The organism is Lonsdalea britannica, assembly GCF_002111595.1.
GTDB lineage: Bacteria > Pseudomonadota > Gammaproteobacteria > Enterobacterales > Enterobacteriaceae > Lonsdalea > Lonsdalea britannica.
In genome coordinates this window covers 234,357-254,518 of the sequence record NZ_LUTN01000004.1, presented here as the reverse complement: position 1 = coordinate 254,518, position 20,162 = coordinate 234,357, and the positions used below count along the sequence as shown (strand labels likewise).

The 20,162-nt window shown below is 52.9% G+C and carries 14 protein-coding genes and 1 pseudogene; 8 read left to right on the top strand and 7 right to left on the bottom strand.

From position 1 onward, the window contains the following. The first annotated feature begins 7 nt into the window (after positions 1 to 7). The gene (locus tag AU509_RS05395) at positions 8 to 1,147 is read left to right on the top strand and encodes a glycosyltransferase family 4 protein (RefSeq protein WP_094117828.1); all 1,140 of its coding nucleotides are present in this window, start codon (positions 8 to 10) and stop codon (positions 1,145 to 1,147) included. Positions 1,148 to 1,218: 71 nt separating this feature from the next. Here AU509_RS05395 and AU509_RS05390 read toward each other — a convergent pair. Beyond that, a pseudogene (locus tag AU509_RS05390) lies at positions 1,219 to 3,086 on the bottom strand (polysaccharide biosynthesis protein). Between the two features lie 176 nt (positions 3,087 to 3,262). Between AU509_RS05390 and AU509_RS05385 the strand changes: the two are divergent. Both AU509_RS05385 and AU509_RS05380 read left to right on the top strand, forming a co-directional pair. Next, positions 3,263 to 4,222, top strand: coding sequence for a UDP-glucose 4-epimerase family protein (locus AU509_RS05385; protein ID WP_094117827.1), 960 nt, complete (start codon positions 3,263 to 3,265; stop codon positions 4,220 to 4,222). Positions 4,223 to 4,249: 27 nt separating this feature from the next. Further along, a complete protein-coding gene (locus tag AU509_RS05380) occupies positions 4,250 to 4,798 on the top strand; it encodes a sugar transferase (protein ID WP_094117854.1) in 549 nt (182 codons plus the stop codon). Positions 4,799 to 4,872: 74 nt separating this feature from the next. Here the strand turns inward: AU509_RS05380 and AU509_RS05375 are convergent, their stop codons facing one another. From AU509_RS05375 to AU509_RS05355, 5 genes are read right to left on the bottom strand one after another with little or no spacing between them, the layout of a single operon-like run. Next, a complete protein-coding gene (locus tag AU509_RS05375) occupies positions 4,873 to 6,180 on the bottom strand; it encodes an ABC transporter substrate-binding protein (protein WP_094117826.1) in 1,308 nt (435 codons plus the stop codon). Then, positions 6,173 to 7,252, bottom strand: a complete 1,080-nt coding sequence (locus AU509_RS05370; protein WP_085651344.1) for an ABC transporter ATP-binding protein — start codon at positions 7,250 to 7,252, stop codon at positions 6,173 to 6,175. Before AU509_RS05370 ends, AU509_RS05375 begins: the two co-directional genes overlap by 8 nt. A gap of 5 nt (positions 7,253 to 7,257) precedes the next feature. Next, positions 7,258 to 8,079, bottom strand: coding sequence for a phosphodiesterase (locus AU509_RS05365; RefSeq protein ID WP_094117825.1), 822 nt, complete (start codon positions 8,077 to 8,079; stop codon positions 7,258 to 7,260). A gap of 11 nt (positions 8,080 to 8,090) precedes the next feature. After that, positions 8,091 to 8,975: a carbohydrate ABC transporter permease gene (locus AU509_RS05360; protein WP_094117824.1), complete on the bottom strand. Its 885-nt coding sequence runs from the start codon at positions 8,973 to 8,975 to the stop codon at positions 8,091 to 8,093. Then, positions 8,965 to 9,837, bottom strand: a complete 873-nt coding sequence (locus tag AU509_RS05355; protein WP_094117823.1) for a carbohydrate ABC transporter permease — start codon at positions 9,835 to 9,837, stop codon at positions 8,965 to 8,967. Before AU509_RS05355 ends, AU509_RS05360 begins: the two co-directional genes overlap by 11 nt. Positions 9,838 to 10,583: 746 nt before the next feature. Between AU509_RS05355 and lpxP the strand changes: the two genes are divergently transcribed. From lpxP to AU509_RS05340, 3 genes are all read left to right on the top strand, one after another. Then, the gene (gene lpxP / locus AU509_RS05350) at positions 10,584 to 11,510 is read left to right on the top strand and encodes a kdo(2)-lipid IV(A) palmitoleoyltransferase (RefSeq protein WP_085651331.1); all 927 of its coding nucleotides are present in this window, start codon (positions 10,584 to 10,586) and stop codon (positions 11,508 to 11,510) included. 351 nt (positions 11,511 to 11,861) lie between these two features. Next, complete coding sequence (locus tag AU509_RS05345) at positions 11,862 to 13,229, top strand: NCS2 family permease (RefSeq protein WP_094117822.1); 1,368 nt, start codon at positions 11,862 to 11,864, stop codon at positions 13,227 to 13,229. A 246-nt stretch (positions 13,230 to 13,475) separates the two neighbouring features. Next, on the top strand, positions 13,476 to 15,122 hold the full coding sequence (locus tag AU509_RS05340) for a Na+/H+ antiporter (RefSeq protein WP_085651333.1): 1,647 nt from the start codon (positions 13,476 to 13,478) through the stop codon (positions 15,120 to 15,122). A 46-nt stretch (positions 15,123 to 15,168) separates the two neighbouring features. On the opposite strand, the gene acs is transcribed toward AU509_RS05340, so the two are convergent. After that, positions 15,169 to 17,127 carry an acetate--CoA ligase gene (gene acs / locus AU509_RS05335; RefSeq protein ID WP_094117821.1) on the bottom strand — a complete coding sequence of 653 codons (1,959 nt, stop codon included), beginning with the start codon at positions 17,125 to 17,127 and terminating at the stop codon, positions 15,169 to 15,171. A 765-nt stretch (positions 17,128 to 17,892) separates the two neighbouring features. Here acs and AU509_RS05330 point away from each other — a divergent pair. Continuing rightward, entirely contained in the window at positions 17,893 to 18,285 is a 393-nt protein-coding gene (locus AU509_RS05330) for a transcriptional regulator (protein WP_085651335.1), read from the top strand. Between the two features lie 714 nt (positions 18,286 to 18,999). Beyond that, positions 19,000 to 20,010 (top strand): AI-2E family transporter, encoded by a 1,011-nt coding sequence (locus AU509_RS05325; protein ID WP_085651336.1) that lies wholly within the window; start codon positions 19,000 to 19,002, stop codon positions 20,008 to 20,010. Positions 20,011 to 20,162 lie beyond the last annotated feature (152 nt).

The window sequence follows — 20,162 nt, the reverse complement described above, 5'->3', positions numbered from 1 at the left end:
ATTTCCTATGTTGAAAGTTTTGCACTTTTATAAAACCTATTATCCGGATACATTCGGAGGAGTAGAACAGGTAATTTTTCAATTGAGTGAAGCCGTCAATGGGCATGATATTGCGGTAACAACACTGACTTTAAGCCCCCGCGGTAACATCGATGATGGAAAGGTGGGTTCTCATTCATCCTACTATTCAAAAACAAGTTTTGAAATCGCATCTACGCCATTTTCTTTCAATGCCATAAAGAAGTTTAGAGAATTAGCCAGACAGGCTGATATTATTCATTATCATTTCCCTTATCCATTTATGGATATTCTGTATTTTATTTCAGGTGTCAAAAAACCCAGTATAGTCAGTTACCATTCTGATATCGTAAAACAGAAGAGCGCATTAAAAATTTATACGCCGCTAATGAATAAATTTTTAAGTTCTGTTGATTATATTGTTGCTTCATCTCCAAATTATCTGGCGTCTAGTTCTACATTGCAAAAGTTTTCATCTAAGGTAAAAGTAATACCTTATGGATTAGACAGAAAACTATATCAACCCGTCAATACCGAACGATTGGATTATTGGCGAGATCGACTCGGCGAACGCTTCTTTCTCTTTGTTGGCGCTTTTCGATATTATAAAGGACTGGATGTGCTTTTAAATGCAATGGAAGGAAAAAACTATCCATTGGCTATCGTCGGAATTGGCTCATTGGAATCCGAACTTAAACAGCAAGCCAATAATTTGGGGCTAACGAATACACATTTTCTTGGGTTACTGTCAGAAGAAGATAAAATTGCACTACTACAACTCTGTTGTGCCGTTGTATTTCCCTCTCACCTTCGTTCTGAAGCCTTTGGTATTACGCTGCTTGAGGGCGCTATGTATGGCAAACCTCTTATTTCGTGCGAGATTGGTACAGGCACAACATATATAAATATTGATGATGAAACTGGAATTGTCGTTCCTCCAGAAGATTCAGATGCGCTAAAAAAGGCAATGGTTACTCTTTGGGACAATCCTTCGTTAGCAAAAGAGTATGGCGAAAATGCGTTAGCGCGCTTTAATCGTTTATTCACCTCCGAGAGAATGGGGCAAAGTTACATAGATCTTTACCACGAGGTGATGGACAATAGAAACGTTTCTGACAGTGCTAGATGAATAGGTAATCCTATGTTCTCTGTCATCAGCCCCCAAAAAGCTATTGGGGGAGTATTTTTTTATCTAGTTCTTTATGGCGCACTTTTTACATAGCCTGTCGGCGCTTCTAGTAAAATTTTCTTAACCCCTTCGACATCAAAATGGTGACATGCGAAATCTAATACTTTTAGCAAAACCTCCATTTCCTTCCAGCTCAACTTGTCTTCCAAGGCTGTCATGATTTTTGGATGGGAAGTGCCCTCCACATTTTCACTAATCAGTAGCTCTTCAAAGAGTTTCTCACCCGGGCGCAACCCGGTAAATTTGATAGGGATATCGCCTTCTTCTCCTGAGCCTTCGATATACTCTTTCATTCCCATCAAATGAATCATTCGGCGCGCCAGGTCGAGAATTTTTACCGCTTCTCCCATATCGAGCACGAAAACTTGACCGTTATTACCCATAGCCCCTGCCTGGATCACCAGTTGGGCGGCTTCGGGAATCAGCATGAAATAGCGGATAATATCCGGATGTGTGACGGTCACTGGACCGCCCTGGCGGATTTGTTTTTTGAATAATGGAACTACGGATCCCGACGATCCCAGTACGTTGCCGAAGCGCACCATGGTGAATATGGTCTGACTATGTTTATCCGCTAGCGCTTGTAGGACCAGCTCAGCTAAGCGTTTGCTCGCCCCCATAATATTGGTGGGGCGCACTGCTTTATCTGTAGAAATGAGGGTGAAACTGTTGACGCCCGCCTCAATAGCGGCCTCAGCACAGGCGAGTGTGCCAAACACATTATTGCGGATGCCTTCAATGACATTGTCTTCGACCAATGGCACATGTTTGTATGCCGCAGCGTGATAGACCGTTTCTACCCGATTATCTTGCATCACCCTGAGTAAGCGGTTTTGTTTTTGAATGGAGCCGAGGGTGGTGACGATGCGTGTTTCCAGCCTCAAACGCTGCTTGATGCTCTGTAACTCCTGATCGATGGTATAGAGGTTATATTCGTTTAGCTCAAACAACACCAGCGTACGGGGTTTAAGCGCGATAATCTGGCGACAGAGTTCTGATCCGATAGAGCCGCCGGCTCCGCTGACCATAACGGATTTGCCAAAAATATTTTTCGTCAGCAGTGTTAGATCTGGGTCTACGGGCGCACGTCCTAATAGGTCTGCCACCTCTAGATCTCGGACTTCGGTTGCTTGGGCTCGACCTGCGACGATATCTTCCATGGAGGGCACAGACTGCACTTCGATAGGCCAGTGAGACAGTTTCTCCAACAGTCTCAGTCGCAATCCTCGCTTAATATTATTGATGGCTAACAGTAATTTGACCGGTTGATACAACTTTTGCAGCGTATCAAATTCACCACTGTAGTGGACGCGAATACCACAGATTATTTGGCCTGCTTTGCGTTCATCATCATCCAGGATCACGACTGGATGGAATTCATCACCTTGCGTTAAGGCATAGGCAAGATCTCGCCCAGTCGCTCCGGCACCGTAGATAAAGACATTGGGCTTTTGGCGTTTGTAATAGTGATAGTAGAAGCTACGAATAAAAACGCGTGGGCTACCCAACGTCAGAATGGCCAGACCCGCATAGATAAAGGGTACGCTGCGCGGCACAAATGACTGGAAGAAAAAGCTACTCAGGCGAGGGTCAAGGTCGATAAAATCACCGCGAAAAACACGTTGCCCAACGCCGGTAGCATCATATAGCGCAGTACGGCGCGATACATGCCGCAGCGAATAAAGACCGCAATGGTGATCACCAGCGTCACCAGCAGGCTGGCTATCTCTGATAAGCCAACATGAAAAGTGTAGGTGCCCAGGCGAAAAGCGACCGCCAGATAGAGCGAAAATATAATCGCGGCCACATCATACAGAACGGTAACGATACGTTTGTTTTTTCTTGGCGCGTTAAGCAAAGCATGAATGGGGTTAAACATCTAAAGCCTGGATGTCAGATGATGGAAATGGGTTTTGTTGTTACTATTCTCAATCATTGTAGACACCCGATTTTTTATTAGCTAGCGGGAAGTATAGCCACTCGGAACGTGAGGTTAATATGTGTACGATGATGACCGCTATCATACGAGTGTCGGCCTTGGAAAGGTAATACATTTTGAAACTATTAGTGACAGGTAGTAGTGGGTTTATTGGACGCCGTGTCGTTGAACTGGCTGATGTGCAGGGAATGGAATGCCTGTCCCATCGTAGCCAAAAGCCGGGCATTCCGGTTCAGGAAGGCACTGTCTACCAGGATCTGTCGGCCGACGCAGACTGGCGTGAGGCCCTGAACGGGGTTGATACCGTCATTCATTGCGCGGCACGCGTTCACCAGATGCAGGACGCGCAGCGCGATTCGCTGTCGCTATACCGCGAGACCAACGTGGCGGGAACATTAACGCTGGCGCGCCAGGCGGCGGAGTCCGGGGTAAAACGCTTTGTATTTCTCAGTTCGATCAAGGTCAACGGAGAAGCGAGCCCGGTTCACCATCCTTTCACCCCCTATGTCGCACAGTCCCCGCAAGATCCCTACGGTTTGAGTAAATATGAAGCTGAGCTGGGCCTGTGGCAGATCGCCCATGAGACAGGTCTTGAAGTGACGGTGATTCGCCCGCCGCTGGTCTATGGTCCTGGAGTCAGAGCGAATTTTCGTACGATGATGAATTGGATCCGCAAAGGTTTACCCCTGCCGCTCGCGGCCGTGAACAACAAACGTAGCCTGGTTTTCGTCGATAATCTGGTGGATCTCATCTTGCTGTGCGCTCATCATCCGCAGGCGGCGGGCGAAACGTTTTTGGTGTCGGACGATCATGATGTCTCTACCGCCGAGCTGCTTGCCGATATGGCGAAGGCTTTGGGCGTCCCAAGCCGCCTCTGGCCGCTGTCTCCGCGTTGTTTGCTGTGGGCGGCGAGGGCGTTAGGCAAAGCGCCCGTGGCGGAAAGATTATTGGGATCGTTGCAGGTTGATATTAGTCATACGCGCGACCGTCTGGGATGGCGGCCTGTTGTGGCTTATCCTCAGGCGCTTGCGCTGACCGCCAGCGCCTATCAGGCTGAGCGCAACGCTACGGATTAATCGATAAACCAAGGTTTAATGCACATTATGTTTCGTTTTTTTGATCTCACGCTCGCGTTGGTTGGACTTTGTTGTTTATGGCCCGTGATGGGCGTTATTTATCTTATCGGGCTGTTTGATACCGGGTCGCCGGTGTTCGTACAACAGCGGGTAGGGCGGCACCAACGGCCGTTCAATCTGATTAAATTCCGCACGATGGCGGTCGCAACCGAGTCCGTCGCCACCCATTTGGCTAACCGTCATGCCGTGACCCGTCTGGGCGCCTTTTTACGTAAAACCAAGCTGGACGAGCTGCCGCAGCTGATTAATGTGGCTCGCGGCGAGATGAGTCTGGTGGGGCCTCGCCCCTGTTTGTTTAACCAGCAGGAACTCATCGACGAACGGCAGTCTCGTGGCGTATTCGAGGTCCTGCCCGGCATTACCGGGTTGGCGCAGATTAATGCCATCGACATGTCTACGCCGCAGACGTTGGCAGAATGGGATCAGCGAATGATTCAGACCATGACGGTGAAACACTATTTTCGCTATTTGCTCCTCACCGTGGTGGGGAAAGGCGCGGGCGATCGCGTGCGCTGATACCGCAACTCCGTGACCTGTTAGTCGTCACGGAGTTGCCTCCCTCGGGTTGCCGCGCTCTGGCGCCCAAAAGCTTACTTCACGTCTTCTAAAGCGGTTTGGTCCACGTAGGGCTTCATCAGGCTATCCGCCTCCCGCTGCGCATTATTAGCGGCGTCCTGCGGCGTGACCTTCTCGCTGTTCACCACGGCCGCTAGCTGATTTTCCATGGCTTTGCGAACCGCCACCGTTTCGTAAGTGGCATACCACGGATGAGCATAGGTTAGCTGCTGCAGCGCCGTTTCGGCATGTGGATCTGCTGCCAGATAAGCTTTCATTTCCGGCGTCTCATAGGCGGCTTTACGTGGCGAGAAGTAGCCAGTAAAGCGGCTCCAACGGCCATTAACCTGCGGACTGACCAGATAGGTCAGGAACTGGTAGGCTGCTTTTTTCTGCTCTTCCGAAATACCTTTGAAACTCACCAAACTGCCGCCGCCGATCGGCACCGCACGCTGCAGGTGCGCTGGCAACATCGCCACGCCCAGTTCGAAGTTCTGACTGTTGTCCCGCATGAAACCGAGCGCACCGGTGCTCAGCATCGCCATTCCCAACTTACCGGAGAAGAACGCCGCACTGATTTGTTTGGAGTTAAGCACGCCGGACGGCATCACCTTGTCGCGATAAATCAGGTTCTGCCAAAAGCGGAGCGCGCCTATCGTCGAGGGCGCGTTGTAGTAAACCTCGCCGGGGTAGTCCGGATTAAAGTACTGACCGCCGTTGGCGCGCGTCAGCGCCGAGAGTAACCAGGCACCGTAGTCGTCGTTGGTGGAGGGCAGCATGATCCCCCATTGGCCTTTACTCTGGTCCGTCAACTTCTGAGCGATCTCCCGCATCTCCTGCCAGGTCTGCGGCGGTTGTTTGATACCGGCCTGTTCGAACAGGGTTTTGTTGTAATACAGAATCGGCGTCGAGTTATGGAACGGGATGGCATAAGTGACGCCCATCACCTGAGCATTCCGATGCATGGCGGGCCAGAACTCGCTGTGCAGGAACGCAGAGGCTTTGCGATCGCCAAATTTGAACAGTTCGTCCATCGGCAATATTTCCTGCTTCAGCGCCAGATCGGTGGTGAAGTTGGCTGACATGATGACCAACGCGGGCGGTTGCCCGGCCTTAGCCGCCGCTTCCGCTTTGATTTTGGTGGTGTCGTAATTGCCAGTGAAGATGCCGCGCACCTCTACCTCCTGCTGCGACTGGTTAAAATCCCGGATAATGCGGGTCATTTCCATCGTCAATTTGCCGTCGACCGGCGCAGGAAACATGAAATCAATGTTTTGTTTGGCCAGTGCGCCGTCGGTGAATGACATCGCCAGTCCGAACGCCAGCATTTTAAAACTACGCATGGGGAATCTCCTGGAATAAGTTTTGCCCGGTAGCGGCATTAAAAAGATGAATATCGGTAGACTCGATGCCGAGACGGACGGGGTCGCCGCGTTCGGGAACGTCGCCCCGATTTTTACGGCAGTAGCGCAGCATGCCGATGGCGGTCTCTACGTGAAGCAAGTACTCACCACCCAGCAGCTCTCGCTGCGTGATACGCCCAGCCAACTGAAAGGTATGAATGCCGTGCTCGGGGTGATCGGTGAGGTGTTCCGGTCGTACGCCGAAAACGATCTCGGGGATCTGAGCGGCGTGCGTGGGAAGCGTTAGCGTGCCTTCATCCAGTGCGACGTTGCCGTTGTGACAGGAAAGTCGGACCAGATTCATGGCGGGAGAACCGATAAACCCAGCGACAAACACATTGGCGGGATAAGCGTAAAGCTGTTCCGGGGTGCCGACCTGTTGTAGCTCGCCGCGATCCATCACCGCAATGCGGTCGGCCATCGTCATCGCTTCGATTTGATCATGCGTGACATAAACCGTGCTGGTTTTTAACTGGCGATGCAGCGCCATGATGCCGTCCCGGACATCGGTGCGCAGACGCGCATCCAGATTCGACAGCGGCTCATCCATCAGAAACAGACGTGGGTTGCGAACGATAGCGCGCGCCATGGCGACCCGTTGACGTTGTCCGCCCGACAGTCGGCCCGGTTTTCGGTCTAGTACGGCCTCCAGTTGCAGCAAGCGGACCGCTTCGTCCAATCGTGCCTGTCGCGTCGCCTTGGGCTCACGGCGTATTCGCATACCGAAGGTGATGTTGTCTCTGACCGTTAAATGAGGAAACAGCGCGTAGTTCTGGAAAATCATGGCGAAATTACGCTCCCGCGGCGACGTGGCGGTGACATCCTCTCCCTCAAGCCAAATATGGCCCTCGCTGGCGCTTTCCAGACCGGCCAGCAGCCGCAGCAGCGTACTTTTTCCGCAGCCGGAAGGGCCGACCAGCACCAGAAACTCGCCGGAGGCGATCTCTAAGGAGACCGACTTCAGCGCCGGTTTACCCTCGAAGCGTTTGCCGAGGTTCTGTAGTCGTATCAGGCTCATCACGCGTCATCCATCGGGCAGCTGATGGCCGCGTTATACAGCCACGGTCCGGCATAGTGCGACAGCGGATGCAGGTAGCTGACCAGCTGATGGTCCACCAGACGGTGCATCAGACAGGCGGCGGGCGACATATCGTAATAAGGGCGCGCATCTTCATGATGGTAAGGCACCTGATGCACCGTTCCGGGGATCGTCGCGATAATCGCCTGACGATAGTGGGTGAAGATCATGCAGTGGTTATGGCCGCAGAAAACCCTGACAAGGGCCGGGAAGCGCTCGATAAGCGCCAGCAGACGGTGCCCGTTTTCACAGGCGATCTGATCCATTTGAGCGGATCCCAGCGCCAGCGGCGGGTGATGCATAAAAATAGCGGTAGGCTTGTCGTCGAGGCTGAGCTGCTCTTCCAGCCAGCGCAATGTCGCTTCCGTCAGCCATCCTTTAGACGATCCAGCCTGGCTCGAGTCGATAAACAGCAGGCGTAGCGGGTAGTCGTCGATGGCGTAACGGATATTTTGCGGATCGAAGCCGATCTGCGGGCAGATCGCGTGCAGGTATTCCTGAAAATAGGTTTTGTCATCGTGATTGCCGGGGATGAGGTACAGCGGGTAGTCCAGCGCCCCCAGCGTCTGGCGCGCCATGCGATATTCCGCCGCCTGGCCGCAGTTGACGATGTCGCCGCTGACGATCACCGCGTCCGGTCGTTCCCTCAGCGCGTTGAGCTGGGAAACCACGTCCGCGTTGGCCGCATTGACATCAATGAATCCATACAGCTTTTGTCCCTGATGACGAAAATGCGTATCTGAAATATGCGCTAACAGCATGAGTCACTCCGTTATTTTATTCCTGAGAAGCCGAAGCTTTTCAGGAACTGTTTTTGGAACAGGATGAAAGCCAGCATCAGCGGCAGGCAAACCATCAGCGTCCCGGCGCCGATGGTGCCCCACTGACCGCCGGACTCCGCGCCCATCGCAAAGGACACCAGTCCGACCGTGAGTACCTGTTTGTCCGGATCGTTAAGCATCATCAGCGGCCACAAATACTCGTTCCAGTGGTAGGTCAGACTGACGGTGGCGAAGGCCATCATGGAGGGCCACGACATCGGCAGCAGGACGCGATACACGACCTGCCACCAGCGGCAGCCTTCCATCAGAGCGGCTTCTTCGATCTCTTTGGGAATGTTCATAAACGCCTGGCGCATCAGGAATACGCCGAAGGCGGAGGTGAAGTAGGGCATCATGACGCCGGTGAGGGTGTTGAGCAGACCGAACTGCTGCAGCGTCATCATATTGGGCACCATCATCATGACCGGCATAATCATCAGCTGGACTAAAAACAGGATGAACAGCGTCTGTTTGCCGCGGAATTCATGGCAGGCGAAGACATAGCCCGCGGTGGTGATCGTCAGCAGTTGCACGAGCAGGGTGCCGAAGGCGAAAAAGGCGGTATTGGCGTACAGGCGGAGCCAGTCGGCGCTGTACCAGGCGTCGCGAAAATTATCCAGCGTCAGCGGCCAGCTCGGCAGCAGGGAAGCCATGCCGGGGCCAAACGTGCTGGGGCTGAATGCCGCCGACAGCATCCAAATGAACGGCGCTATCCAAAGCAGCGCGGCGCAGATGAGCAGCGCGCTGAGGGTGATGCGTCCGCTTTGGCGCCAACGTAGCCACGTTGGACGGGCGGCGGTCTTCGCCTGATAGATGGGCGTTAATTCAACGCTCATAGTGCGCTCCTTTTTCCAAAACTTTCAGGTTGATGAGCGAGAAGAGGAACAGGGCGAGCAGGGTGATAAAGGTGGCGGCGGAGGCTTTACCGAAGTCATGGGTGTCCCATGCCAGATTCTGGATGTAGTAAAGCAGCACCGTGGTGGCGTTATCCGGTCCGCCGTGCGTCATGACGGCAACGTGATCGATCTGGGTAATGGCGTAAATCAGCGCGGTGGTGAGCACAAAGCTCAGCGTCGGGCGCAGCAGCGGCAGCGTGACGTTGAAAAACACCTGTATCGGTGATGCGCCTTCCATGACGGCAGCTTCGCGCACGGAGGCCGGAATACCCTGCAAACCAGCCAGGAAGAACAGCATGTAGTAGCCGGCGAACTTCCAGATGCCAATCAGGCTCAAGGCCAGCAGCGCGCTATTGCTGCGGCCGAGATAATTGTTGTTCATGGGGCCGAACAGCTTGGCCAGATGGTAGTCCAGCAACCCCATTCCCGGCATGAAAATAAACAGCCACAGCGCAGCGGCGCTCACCATCGGGATAATCATGGGAAAGAAAAAAGCGGTGCGTAGCCAGCGGTTCACCGCCGTGTTTTGCCATAGCGCCAGGGCGAGCATCAACGCCAATATCACGCCAGGGATGACGGTCAACAGGATGTACAACACATTGTTCCCCAGCGCGCGCCAGAACACGGGGTCGTCCAGCAGCCGCGTAAAATTGCTTAACCCCACGAACGGCGCGTTATCGCCGGTCATACGCGTGTCGAACAGGCTGTCGTAGACCGACCGTAATAAGGGAAAGTAGGTGAATAGAGCGAGAAACAGCAGTGAAGGCAACAGAATGAGCCAAGGCAACCAGTGACTACGCATGAGGTTTACCGTCGTCAGCGATGAAAATTGAGCGGTTATCCTGAGGGGGCAATGCTGCATCCGCATGGCGGAACAGTGACGGTTTGATGACGAGGTCGTGATCGGCCGACAACGCCTATCGGGAATGGCTATGCCGAATGAGTTCACCCGATGATCCGGACGTTGAAGTTTCATCCTCATGTCGCGGCCCGTGTGATTTCATCCCCGAGACGGCATCAGCAATATGCAAATAAAGAAAGTAGAACCCCAAACGTGCGGTGTTGTCGAATCGGACAAAAGGGGATGACGTTGGATTACGTCGGGTCATTTTGTCTAGACTCAACGTGTTATGCGAGAGGACGTGAATGGTAGAGAATAAGACATTAGCCTCCGGCTTCTCCTAGGTTGCGGATTATTCTGATAGGAATGAACGCCGTCACGTCAGGTCAGCATGTTACACTGGCTGCGGCAGTCATAGTGTAAATGTGACCCAAAGGGCGCATTCTCCTTCTAACAGTCGATATCCCTATCGTTTCAGGCTTTGTTATGGCGTTAAGTTGTGCGTCGGCGCGGACTATTTTCAGGTAATATAGTTTTACCAACAATGGTTGGCCTGCCTGGGTTCGAGTGTTTTCTCTGCTGTTACCATTCTGCTTGAATCGGATTTGCCGGTCGGCGTGGTAAAGAATTAACGGTTTTTTGTCATTTCTGGCATGGTTCGGCTGAGAACGGCTGTCATTCCAGTATGGCGTTACGAGATGATAGCAATGAGCACCACCAAAAAATTCACCAAAGATTTACTCCATCCCCGTTATTGGCTCGTCTGGTTTGGTCTGGCCCTTTTATATCTCCTGGTACAGTTGCCGTACCCGCTGCTGATGTACACCGGACGCAGCATGGGCAACGCCGCGCGTTTCTTCCTGAAACGCCGGGTCCGCATCGCCCGCCGCAATCTCGAACTGTGCTTTCCCACGATGTCGCCGCAAAAGCGCGAAGCGATCGTCAAAGAAAACTTTGCTTCACTGGGCATGGCGCTCATGGAAACCGGTATGGCCTGGTTTTGGTCGGATCGCCGCGTACGCGCCTGGTGCGAAGTTATCGGGCTGGAGAATTTGCAGCAGGCAGGGCGTGAACAGCGTGGCGTGATGGTCATTGGCGTACATTTCATGTCCCTGGAACTGGGCGGCAGGGCGATGGGATTATGCCGACCCATGATGGCGATGTACCGGCCTCACAATAATAAAGTGATGGAGCTGGTACAAACCTGGGGACGCTCCCGCTCTAATAAAGCCATGATCGACCGCAAAGATTTACGCGGCATGGTGCAGGCGTTGAAACGCGGCGAAGCGGTCTGGTTCGCGCCGGATCAGGATTATGGCCCGCGCGGCAGCGTATTTGCGCCGTTTTTCGCCGTCCCGAAGGCGGCGACGACCAGCGGAACATTTACGATTAGCAAACTGGCTAATCAGCCGGCGATGGTGACCACCATCTTGATCCGCAAACCCAAGTGCAAGGGATACCAGCTGGTGATTCAACCCGAGCTGAAGGATTATCCACAAGACGACGAAACTCAGGCGGCAAGCTACATGAACCGTGTGATCGAGCAGGAGATTATGCGCGCGCCTGAACAGTACCTCTGGTTGCATCGCCGTTTTAAAACGCGACCGGTGGGAGAAGCCTCGCTCTACCTCTAATGGCCTCATCAATACAAAGACGGGCAACCGCTCATGGCGGTTGCCCGTCTTTGATCGTGAAAGAATGTCGGTGCGATAAATAAATAGTTTTTGAAATTCTTATCCCAAAAACGGGATAATCGCAGGCTTACTTTACGGTAGCAGACGTTGCCCCGCCGTTGTCGGGGCTCAAGGGGACGTTTCTGCCGCTGGTGATGGCCCATGTTGTTTGTCTTAGGCAAGGGATAAACGGCATGACGTTAGCTAAATTCTGGCTCAGTCTCTGCGTCTTTCCATGCTGGCCGGTCCGAATGACCGTGTTGTCTGGATGCACAGAGGCTTAATAATAATGACTTAGCAAGGGATACCACCATGTCCAATTCTTCTCGTCAGGCTGATGAGGCTGCCCGTCCGCGTGGCGCACTCGATGCTTTCTTTAAAATCGATCAACGAGGCAGCAGCGTACGTCAGGAAATACTGGCGGGTCTTACCACGTTTCTGGCGATGGTTTACTCGGTTATCGTTGTCCCCGGCATGCTGGGCAAAGCCGGTTTCCCGCCTGCCGCGGTGTTTGTTTCCACCTGTCTGGTCGCAGGGGTAGGGTCTTTGTTGATGGGCCTGTGGGCTAACCTGCCGATGGCGATTGGTTGCGCGATTTCTCTGACCGCGTTTACTGCGTTCAGCCTGGTGCTGGGACAGAATATCAGCGTGCCCGTCGCGCTGGGCGCCATCTTCATGATGGGGGTGCTGTTTACCATTATCTCCGCGACGGGGATCCGTTCCTGGATCTTGCGTAACCTGCCGCAGGGCGTGGCGCACGGTGCGGGTATCGGTATCGGCCTGTTCCTGTTGATCATCGCAGCCAACGGCATCGGTCTGGTCGTGAAAAATCCGGGCGCCGGTCTGCCGGTCGCGATGGGCCAGTTCACGTCGTTTCCGGTGGCGATGTCGCTGCTGGGTCTGGCGGCGACCATCGGTCTGGAAAAACGCCGCGTTCCCGGCGGTATTCTGATTGTGATTATCGCCATCTCCGCACTCGGCCTGATTTTTGATCCGAACGTGACCTACCACGGTTTGTTCGCGCTGCCGAGCCTGAGTGATGCCTCCGGTCAGTCCTTGTTCTTCAATCTGGATATCAAAGGCGCGTTGCAGCCTATCGTCCTGCCAAGTGTATTGGCGCTGGTGATGACGGCGGTCTTTGACGCGACCGGTACGATCCGCGCTGTCGCGGGGCAGGCAAACCTGCTGGATAAAGATGGTCAGATTATCAGCGGTGGTCGTGCGCTGACGGCGGACTCCGTAAGCAGCATTTTCTCCAGCCTGATGGGGACCTCGCCAGCGGCAGTTTACATTGAATCCGCGGCCGGTACGGCGGCGGGGGGCCGTACGGGACTGACGGCAACGGTGGTTGGCGTACTGTTCCTGCTGATGCTGTTCCTGTCTCCGCTCTCTTATCTGGTGCCGAACTATGCAACCGCGCCTGCGCTGATGTATGTCGGTCTGCTGATGCTGAGCAACGTGTCCAAGCTGGACTTCAACGATTTCGTCGACGCGATGGCCGGTTTGGTCTGCGCCGTCTTCATCGTGCTGACATGTAATATCGTGACCGGCATCATGCTGGGCTTCGGCTCGCTGGTACTGGGCCGTGTTTTCTCCGGCGAATGGCGCAAGCTGAACGTCGGCACGGTGATCATCGCCATTGCACTGGTGGTGTTCTACGCCGGCGGTTGGGCGCTGTAATACTGTTTCAGACAACGTCATACCCAGAGGGGAACATGAGGTTCCCCTTTTTTACAGGTTCATTTCCGTTTTTTCTTTTTCGGTGCCTTTTCATCGCATTCCATCTGTTATTATTTTCTTAGGTCGATGACGACATCGCTCGAACGACGCTTAAGGCCTGTTCCTTACGCGGCCCCGCCAGAAACATGTCACGTCAATTCACCGGTGTTAGCGCGTTGATCGGTTACAGCAAGCATTAAGGAAAGCATGGAAATATTTTTCACCATCCTGATTATGACGTTGGTGGTTTCTTTGTCCGGCGTTATCACGCGTATTCTGCCCTTTCAGATACCGTTGCCACTCATGCAGATTGCCCTTGGGGCGATGTTGGCCTGGCCTAAATTTGGTCTGCATGTCGATTTCAATCCTGAACTGTTCATGGTGTTGTTCATCCCGCCGCTGTTGTTCGCCGACGGCTGGAAGACGCCAACGAGAGAATTTCTGCGCCATATGCGAGAGATCCTCGGGCTGGCGCTGGCGCTGGTCATTATCACCGTCGTCGGGATGGGCTATCTCATTCATTGGATGGTGCCTGATATGCCGCTGGTGGCCGCATTCGCGCTGGCGGCGGTGTTGTCGCCGACGGATGCCGTGGCGTTGTCCGGCATCGTCGGCGAGGACCGCATCCCGAAAAAACTGATGGGGATCCTCCAGGGCGAAGCGTTGATGAACGATGCGTCCGGTCTGGTCTCGCTCAAATTCGCCATTGCTATCGCCATGGGCACGATGGTGTTTACCGTGCACGGCGCCACGCTGGAATTTTTGCAGGTGGCTCTCGGCGGCCTGCTGGCGGGGATCGCCATTACCTGGGTTTACAGTAAATCGCTGGGGCTGATCAGCCGCTGGAGCGATGACGACGCCGCGACGCAAATTGTGCTGCTGCTCCTGTTGCCGTTCGCCTCTTATCTGATTGCGGAACATTTGGGCGTGTCGGGGATTTTGGCCGCGGTCGCTTCGGGAATGACGATCAGCCGCTCGGGCATGATGCGCAGCGCGCCGTTGAACATGCGTCTGCGGGCCAACAGCGTCTGGTCCATGCTGGAGTTTGTGTTTAACGGCATGGTGTTTCTGATGCTGGGGTTACAGTTGCCGAGCGTGCTGGAAGAGTCGATCGTTCAGGCGCAGAGAGACCCGACGATTGAAACCTGGATGCTGTTTACCGATATTGCCATCATCTACGGCGCATTGCTGCTGCTGCGCTTCAGTTGGGTCTGGCTGATGAAGCATTACAGCCTGCATATCCAGAACAAACGCCCGATGGTGTTCGCGGAATATACCTCTCGTGAGCTATGGATTGTCTCTTTTGCCGGGGTGCGCGGCGCCATCACGCTGGCCGGTGTTCTGTCCATCCCGCTGTTGCTGAGCGACGGTAGTGATTTCCCCTCACGTTATCAGCTGGTCTTTATCGCGACCGGCGTCATCCTGTTTTCATTGATGTGCGGGGTCATTGCGCTGCCGTTGTTGCTCAAAGGCATTGTCATGACGGACAAAAGCTCGCATAAAAAAGAGGAACGCCTGGCTCGCACGGCGATGGCCAAAGTCGCCATCGACAGCCTGTTGAAAATGCAGGAGCGTCTAGCCGCCGATCGTGAGGATAATATCGATGAACAGGTGCTGAATGAGGTCTGTGCGCAGGTCATCGGGATGCTGCGTCGGCGAGTGACCGGCAATGATGAGCTGGAAGCCAGTATAGCGATTGAAAATCTGGAGCGCCGTTTCCGGCTGGCGGCCGTCAACGCGGAGCGCGCCGAACTTTATCATCTGCGCGCCACACAGCAGATCAGCAATGAAACGCTGCAAAAGATGCTGCGTGAGCTGGATCTGCTGGAAGCGGTGTTGATCGAGAAGGTCTAGGCCGGATATCCCCGTGGCGCGAGAGCGAGCGTCATGGGGTGTTTCATCAGAGTGGCGCATCCGGGAGCGGTTTTTCCTCCAGCAGCTGTGCGACGACGCTGGGGTTCGCCAGCGTGGAGATATCGCCCAGCTTATTGCCTTCGCCGTTGGCAATTTTTCTCAGGATGCGACGCATGATTTTGCCGGAACGTGTCTTTGGCAGGGCTTCCGCCCAGTGTAAAACGTCGGGAGTGGCGATCGTGCCAATCTCTTTACGCACCCACGCGCGCACCTCCTCATGCAGTTCCGCCGTCGGTTTTTCGCCGTGATTCAGCATGATGTAGGCATAAATCGCCTGTCCTTTCACGCTATGTTCCACCCCCACGACGGCGGCTTCGGCAATTTTAGGATGAGAGACCAGCGCGGATTCGATTTCCGCTGTCCCCAGCCGGTGGCCGGAAACGTTCAACACATCGTCCACGCGGCCGGTGATCCAGTAATCCCCGTCCTCATCGCGCCGTGCGCCGTCCCCACTGAAATAACACTCTTTGAAGGTAGAAAAGTAGGTTTCCTCGAAGCGTGCATGATCGCCGAATAGGGTACGGGCTTGTCCCGGCCAGGAGTCGGTGATGACCAGATTGCCTTCGCACTCGCCTTCCAGCATCTGACCCTGACCATCGACCAACGCGGGTTTGACGCCGAAAAAAGGCTGAGTGGCGGCTCCGGGTTTGAGATCGGTCACGCCCGGCAGCGGGGTAATCATGATGCCGCCGGTCTCCGTTTGCCACCAGGTGTCGACGACCGGGCAGTCGCCATTGCCAATTTTATGGTAATACCACTCCCAGGCTTCAGGATTGATCGGTTCCCCGACGGATCCGATGGTCTTCAACGTTCGGCGCGTTGATCCCTGTATGGCTTTATCGCCATCCGCCATCAGCGCGCGAATAGCGGTGGGCGCGGTATATAGAATATTGACCTGATGCCGGTCGACGATCTGTCCCATACGGCTGGCATCTGGCCAGTTGGGAATACCTTCAAACATCAGCGAGGTAGCTCCACAGGCCAGCGGTCCGTACACCAGATAACTGTGACCGGTGATCCATCCGACGTCGGCGGTACACCAGTAAATATCGCCGGGATGATAGTCAAACACGTATTGGAAGGTGAGGGCCGCGTAGACCAGATAGCCGCCGCTGGTATGCAGCACGCCTTTGGGCGTGCCGGTTGAGCCGGAAGTGTAGAGAATAAACAGCGGATCTTCGGCTTTCTGCTCTACCGGGGGACAGTCCTCGTCCGCCTGATCCATTAACGTGTGCCACCAGCAATCGCGATCGTCCTCCCACACTACGGCGTTGCCGGTATGCTGAAACACGATCACCCGCTTTACCTGACTGAGCCGCGGATTGCTTAACGCGTCGGTCACGTTTTGTTTTAGCGGGATCGTTTTACCGGCGCGCCGTCCTTCATCCGCCGTGATCACCATTCGGCTGCCGGAGTCGAGCAGTCGTCCAGCGATGGACTCCGGCGAGAAGCCGCCGAAGATGACGGAATGAATCGCGCCGATGCGGGCGCAGGCCAGCATCGCGATGGCCGCCTCCGGCACCATCGGCATATAGAGGGTGATGACATCGCCTTTACCCATCCCCTGTGCTTTCAATACGTTGGCAAATCGGCAGACCGCCTGATGGAGCTCCCGATAGGTCAGGCTTCGGGTGCGTTTGCCGTCATCACTCTCCCAGATAATCGCCTTTTGGTCGGCGGCATGCGGTAGATGGCGATCCAGACAATTCGCTGACACGTTCAACGTGCCGTCCTCGAACCAGCGAATATCGACATGGCTCGGATGAAATGAGGTTTTTTTAACCGACTGGTAGGGTTTAATCCAATCGACTATCCTTCCTTGCTGGCGCCAAAAAGAATCGGGATCGTCAATGGATTGTTGATACAGCTGACGGTAGCGTTCAGCGTCGATCAGCGCCTTGTCCGCGATGTGGGTGGAGACAGGATAGTGTTTGTGCTGGCTCATCGTGCATCTCCCTTGTCTTTGTGTTAACAATATGTCAACAAATGGTTAAATGCATTTTGAGGATCGAATTTGTTTGCTTTTTGGGCGGAGGATCACGGATTACTCAACTACGATTAATGTTTCAGAAACCAAAATAAATCGATGACAATAGAAAAGAGATCGTTAAAAGGGATTTAAAAATAGTGACCAACATCACATTTCATTGAATACAAAGATGATTTTTTTACTCCTGTAATTAAAAAGCTACATTGCCTAACAATCATTGATTTAAACTATTCTTAATAAGAATTTGATCGGCGTATGCGATCAAATGGGGTAAAGATCGCGCCTATTTGGCCGATTAGATTTAAAGGAATTGAGGTATAGTGCCGCAGTCTTGACTTATGAACGGATCGAGTTAACGGAATGTGGTATATATTTGGTTCGTCGGGTAGGGGCTTATAGAAAAGGCTTCATCGATGATCAAGATAGCTATATTCAATTCGCTTTAGTAATAAACATATGAGTATTCTTTTAAGGAATAGCTCAGAAACAATTTGTTAATTCATTATAAATAAGCACAAAGAATCAATGAATGAATGGTAGAACTCGCTCTACATAATTCAGAGGCTTGATGCTATTTTTGGCACGGTTTGTTTTTTCATCTGTCGGAAAGTTTTCTGACGGGTTGAGGATTGCCATCATCAGGGTGACCATCTCTGTCTGGCCGAACTGATGCCTGGCTTTATCATTTTCTATACAGCTTGATATCGAGCAGAGGAAACAATGAGTCTGATATTTGGGCGGAATGACATCATCGGCATATTGAGTACACCGATCCATAATGACCGCCGGGCGGTCGCTATCATTGACGAAAAATGCAAGGTTCTCTGCGCCAATGCTGCATTTAACGCCCATTTTGGCCTGCGTCCGAATGCCAGCAATCCGGCGTCGATTGACGAAATACTGCCTATCAACGTGCAGTTTGCCTTCCAGGACTTCATCGCCGATAAGCATATGCTGAGCACGCATGTCAGCTGTGACCTGCTTGCGGACGGCTTTATGAAAAAGCCGATCAGCACGCTGACCTTCTCCAAGCTAAATGTGGAAAGCCGTGTGTTGTCGTTGATCATCCTTAATCATGGCGGTGTGTTCTTGAAGCCGGGTCTGGCTTCCTGACTCAGACTCCTCGTGGCATTTCTCGTGGGAACGACAGATATACGTTTTGTATCGCTGTCGTCCGCCCGTTGGGAAATTTATACCTACGTTTTATGAAAATTTTATTTCTAATTAGAGAACTTAATAAGTAAGTAGAGGGAGTTGACCACGCTGCCTTTAGACATTTCTATGCCATATCTCATAAATAATATTTACTTATCTCTCATGTTCTTATTCGTTATCGTCTACGTCTAGAATAATACTTTCTGAGCTAACCCCTCTCGCCCCTCTATTATTCATTAAGTTAGCGAAGGCATATCCCTAATTATTGGGTCAAATGATTCCGGGAGATGCAATCCTGTTATTACAACGTGTAAAAATGAATTGATATTTTAATGAATTGATCGTTATTCCCTAGAGACTAATAACCCTAATATTACCAGTGATATTAATTATCGTAGTGGCTTAATAAGGCGGGTGACCGGTAAGGGTAAGATGATGGCGAGGAGAGCCAGCGCAGGCGTCTGCCGCATTGACAGCGTAGTCAGCCTCGATCGGACGTTAGGCAAGGAACGGCGGCAAATTGCCGCTGGTGTTTCTGAGGTAAAACGCTAAGAATAATTGCGGAAAAAGCATTTCATTGTCAGATCGTCGCTCTTTCTTGGGGGTTCTCTGTATCAGTGAACAGAGGAAGGCGATGCTTTTGACGCAGCATTACGGACACAGGACGCCATCATGCAGTTGTTGAATTTGAAACAAGCCCGCTTGTTAAGTTTTGTCTTTATCATGGGAGGATTGCTGCTGTTGATTCAGCTGCGTTTACTGGCTTGTTTTATCGCCGGTTTTCTGGTGTACGAAATCATCAACCTGCTGACCCCTCATTTTCAGAAGGTCATCAGCGGCAAGCGAGCCCGTTTGGCGGTTGTCGCGGTGATCAGCGCGCTGGTTGTTAGCTTGCTCAGCGTCACGTTTGCTGCGTTGGTGGGGTTGTTAATGCAGGAGATGAGGGACACCCGCGTGTTCAATGCGCGTATCGCGTACATTCTGGGTGATGTGCAATCCCAGATTATGACATTTTTGCCAGGTTACCTGCCGGTCAGCGTTGAAGAACTTCAGCAAGAGGTGATCCAGTGGCTACAACAGCACGTGGCGATTTTGCAGAACTTAGGGAAAAGCTTCCTGCACGGCTTCGTGACGATGCTGATAGGCATGATCCTGGGGGCGATCATCTCGTTGTATAACGTTGATCATCGTGTGGACAAGCCATTGCTTAAAATGGAGCTGCTTCATCGGATCGCACTCCTATCGGCGTCATTCCGCAATATCGTCTTCGCGCAGGTGAAAATCTCGCTGGTGAATACGATCCTTTCCGCCATCTTTATACTGGGTGTCCTGCCGGCCTTTGGGGTCCATCTGCCGTTTTCAAAAACGCTGGTCGTGCTGACGTTCGTTTTCGGCCTGCTGCCAGTGGTCGGAAATTTGATCTCTAATGCGATGGTGTTCATTTCCGCGCTTTCAATCTCGCTGCCGACGGCCTTGAGCGCTCTGCTATACCTGATGCTGATCCACAAGCTGGAATATTTCCTGAATGCGCAGATCGTCGGAACGCGGATCAAAGCTCATGCCTGGGAAATTTTGTTGGCGATGCTGGTGTTTGAAGCCGCTTTTGGTTTATCCGGCGTGATCGCCGCCCCTATCTATTACGCCTATCTGAAGAGTGAGCTGAAGCAGGCTGCGCTTATCTAACCATGCTTATCCTGAATACCGGCCATTCAATAAGGGATGGCCGCTTTGCGCACTTTCCTTCGTGCACAGTCTGTTGAGCCCGTACAGCGTTGGCTGTATCGAGTCAGTAGAACCTGAAAGGAGAGAAAGGGGTAACGCGAAGAACAGGGCGG

What these genes read in the sequence shown, in the direction of transcription:
- lpxP (WP_085651331.1), top strand. Translation starts at nt 10,584, where the DNA reads ATGAGCACCACCAAAAAATTCACCAAAGATTTACTCCATCCCCGTTAT.
- AU509_RS05355 (WP_094117823.1), bottom strand. Translation starts at nt 9,837, where the DNA reads ATGCGTAGTCACTGGTTGCCTTGGCTCATTCTGTTGCCTTCACTGCTG.
- AU509_RS05395 (WP_094117828.1), top strand. Translation starts at nt 8, where the DNA reads ATGTTGAAAGTTTTGCACTTTTATAAAACCTATTATCCGGATACATTC.
- AU509_RS05325 (WP_085651336.1), top strand. Translation starts at nt 19,000, where the DNA reads ATGCAGTTGTTGAATTTGAAACAAGCCCGCTTGTTAAGTTTTGTCTTT.
- AU509_RS05360 (WP_094117824.1), bottom strand. Translation starts at nt 8,975, where the DNA reads ATGAGCGTTGAATTAACGCCCATCTATCAGGCGAAGACCGCCGCCCGT.
- AU509_RS05345 (WP_094117822.1), top strand. Translation starts at nt 11,862, where the DNA reads ATGTCCAATTCTTCTCGTCAGGCTGATGAGGCTGCCCGTCCGCGTGGC.
- AU509_RS05340 (WP_085651333.1), top strand. Translation starts at nt 13,476, where the DNA reads ATGGAAATATTTTTCACCATCCTGATTATGACGTTGGTGGTTTCTTTG.
- AU509_RS05380 (WP_094117854.1), top strand. Translation starts at nt 4,250, where the DNA reads ATGTTTCGTTTTTTTGATCTCACGCTCGCGTTGGTTGGACTTTGTTGT.
- AU509_RS05365 (WP_094117825.1), bottom strand. Translation starts at nt 8,079, where the DNA reads ATGCTGTTAGCGCATATTTCAGATACGCATTTTCGTCATCAGGGACAA.
- acs (WP_094117821.1), bottom strand. Translation starts at nt 17,127, where the DNA reads ATGAGCCAGCACAAACACTATCCTGTCTCCACCCACATCGCGGACAAG.
- AU509_RS05330 (WP_085651335.1), top strand. Translation starts at nt 17,893, where the DNA reads ATGAGTCTGATATTTGGGCGGAATGACATCATCGGCATATTGAGTACA.
- AU509_RS05375 (WP_094117826.1), bottom strand. Translation starts at nt 6,180, where the DNA reads ATGCGTAGTTTTAAAATGCTGGCGTTCGGACTGGCGATGTCATTCACC.